General features: G+C 33.1%; 2 protein-coding genes, 1 other RNA gene and 1 pseudogene. All 4 read right to left on the reverse strand.

What is annotated here, in order from left to right:
- Window positions 1–220, reverse strand: a pseudogene (locus A9G09_RS01245) (FRG domain-containing protein); the annotation flags it as partial.
- Window positions 221–229: 9 nt separating this feature from the next.
- Window positions 230–1108: a helix-turn-helix transcriptional regulator gene (locus tag A9G09_RS01250; protein ID WP_081297431.1), complete on the reverse strand. Its 879-nt coding sequence runs from the start codon at window positions 1106–1108 to the stop codon at window positions 230–232.
- Between the two features lie 90 nt (window positions 1109–1198).
- Window positions 1199–1563: a transfer-messenger RNA gene (gene ssrA, locus A9G09_RS01255) on the reverse strand.
- A 64-nt stretch (window positions 1564–1627) separates the two neighbouring features.
- Window positions 1628–2608 (reverse strand): D-glycerate dehydrogenase, encoded by a 981-nt coding sequence (locus A9G09_RS01260; RefSeq protein ID WP_065633110.1) that lies wholly within the window; start codon window positions 2606–2608, stop codon window positions 1628–1630.
- Window positions 2609–3095: the final 487 nt, after the last annotated feature.

Raw genomic sequence — 3095 nt, forward strand, 5'->3', positions numbered from 1 at the left:
ACATATAAAGTTCTCGATATAATATGTGCTCTTGACTACAATATTTAGGCTGATTTTGATTATCTTTTCTAAATAAAGATGGCTCTAAAAGATAATTTTCATTTGAGTGACCTCGATAAAATATATTTTGGTGATTTTTATTTTCAATATTCAATATTTGATCAATAAACTGAACCAAACTCTCTATATGAATATTTTCTACTTTTTTTGTTTCATCCATTTTATTTTCTTATTTATTTTCGAATATTTCATTACGACCAATTTTATATAAGTACAGGGGAACATCAATTAAACCAACACTATTCAAGGGAATAAAATGTATTTCACCATTGTAATCAGAAAATTGAATAAATCTATTGAGTTCCAATTCAATTGTACCAACATTATCAAATAATTCCGAAGCATTTACTATGTCAATCGTTTCAACACTATTATCATGATAATAAATATATACCTGATTCAAAATCTCAAGTACATTATCTTCAGTAATTCTTTTTTCTTCAATTAAATTTACTACCTTATTTTGTAGCTCTTTTGAAGTATTCTGATAAAAATGTTCATAGTCAAAAAAGTATTCATCTATCAAGTTATAAAACTCTTCAGATCCTAGTCCCTGATATCCATCCCACGAAATCTCCCAATCTTTTGGCATATCTGAAGCATCGTCGATGAGTGAAATTTTTTTTACTATATTTTTATTGATGAGAAGTAATCGATTATTTAATGTGTCTAAAGATAAAATATCATTTTCTTTACTTGGTTCATCATTACTTAAGATTGTTTTAACTCTATCAAATGTAGAATTAGTTATAGGATACCATTTAATTATATTAGAACTATATAAAAGAATACCTATATGTCCCCAAAAATAATCAATAGTTTCGTTGGTGTTCCAAGGCATATAATTTGTTGTTGTTATTGTTTCATTACTTAAAATGTCGTGAACGCTTGTACCAAAAATAACAGCAAGATCTCGTAATATTTTTAATTCAGGCTGAGCCTTATTCAATTCCCAGTTTTGGATATCTTTGGTTTTTACGCCCAACATATTAGCCAAATATTTTTGTGTATAATTACTTTGTTTTCTTAATATTTTAAGTTTTTCCATAAAAATAATATTATTATTTAAATATATATAATTATGGGTATAAATTACACAAAATACAAGTCATTAGGTATAGGTGGGAATTATAATTGGTGGTGGAGCTGGCGGGAGTTGAACCCGCGTCCGAAATCTCTACATCCTCGGTACTACATGCGTAGTTTGTCTTTAAATTTCGCCTACCTGCTGCGGACAAACACGCTACCGATAGACTAGCTTGATTAAGTTTAATGCTTCCGCCCCAAGCAAGGCTTCCACACGATCTCGTTTGGGTTTGACTCCTCTTTATCCCCGTCCTACGAGCGGAGGCTAGGGAGAGAAGGCTCTATGCAGGTTATTAAGCTGCTAGTGCGTAGTTTTCGTCGTTTGCGACTATTTTTTTGCGGTTTATTTACGAGGCCTACCGCACCTCGGCATGCACCTTGGGTTTCGCAAATCCCGTCGAATCCAGAATCAGCCCCAATTGTGAATTGTTAATGTAAACAATATCGGGGCATTATAGGTCAATTCAATAGGGAATACAAGTTAACCAACTTCGGGGTTTACCCAGTTTTCGGTTGGTTTTTCATCTTTTAATGCGGCAATAATATTATCGACTGCACATTTTGCCATTGCGTAGCGAGTTTCAACCGTTGCTGATCCTACATGTGGTGATAATAAAACATTATCAAGCTGCATGAGTGGTGAAGTTGTTGGTAGGGGTTCGACTTCAAATACATCAAGTCCAGCAGCTTTGATCGTTTTATTTTTTAATGCTTCAATTAATGCTTGCTCATCTACAATTGCTCCTCTCGCGCCATTAATTAATATGGCTGATGGCTTCATTAAAGCTAATTTTTGTTTAGTGATGAGTCGTTTGGTTTGGTCGGTTAATGGCAGAATAATCACCACAAAATCTGCTTGGCTAAGCACACCATCAAGTTCTAGGCGCTTAGCTTGATAAGCTTGTTCTACATCGGGATGGGCTGAGCGGTTATAGTAAATGACATTCATATCAAAGCCACAGTGTGCGCGCTTAGCAATCGCTTTACCAATTCGCCCCATCCCTAAAATACCAATGGTTTTACCATAAATATCCGTGCCGAAATATTCAGGTGTAATGCTCTTGGTCCATTTTCCATCATGAATTAGATTGGATAACTCCACCGTTCGGCGCGCGGTCGCCATTAATAGTGTAAAAATAAGGTCAGCGGTGCTTTCAGTCAATACTTTCGGGGTATTCATTAATCGAACACCATGCTTTTTTAAAGCACAAAGATCATAATTATCGTAACCAACCGAAATTGTTGCCGCCGCTTTTAATTTTGGCGTTTGGGTTAAAAATTCATCGTCAATGCGTGTCGGCATATTTGAACCTATCATACCGTCGGCACTCGCTAATGCTTGAATAAAGGCTTTTGTATCGGTATTAGGATTACGTTCAAATAGCGTGAGATTAAAAGCTTGCTCTAATCTAGCTTGTTGATCAGCAGGAATTTTACTGAATAATACGACATTCTTTTTCATAAACTCTCCTTACGTGCTGCTTGAATTGTTTTAGTCAGTATATCGCTAGTCACTTTTATTGTGCAATTGATTGAGTTAAAAAGATAATTTGTAAAGAATTTTAATCTTAGATATGTGTTTGAGCAAAAAATGGTTTTGCATTCACATTTTATTTTGAATAATAACCAAATGCAGCTTGATTAAAAAATAGATGAGGTATAGTAATTATATTGAAGTATTAATAAGTAACAGGCAAGCAAAGCAGTTAAATAGTTAATACCAAAATAAGTAATCGATAATCGTTCAAAAAATAGAATAAATGACGTTAAGAATTTATATCACCAGCTACTATGAAAATAATCTGATTGATTTACTACTGATCATAATAACGCTGTGAAGTTGTTGTTGATAAAAAAATAAGATTATTTGATTTATCTTTGTACTACCACAAAAATTTTTTTAAAAAAAATTAAAATAATATTTATTATAAATCAGTATGATATGAATT

Origin of the sequence: Gilliamella sp. wkB292, from assembly GCF_001690235.1 — a bacterium.
GTDB lineage: Bacteria > Pseudomonadota > Gammaproteobacteria > Enterobacterales > Orbaceae > Gilliamella > Gilliamella apicola_F.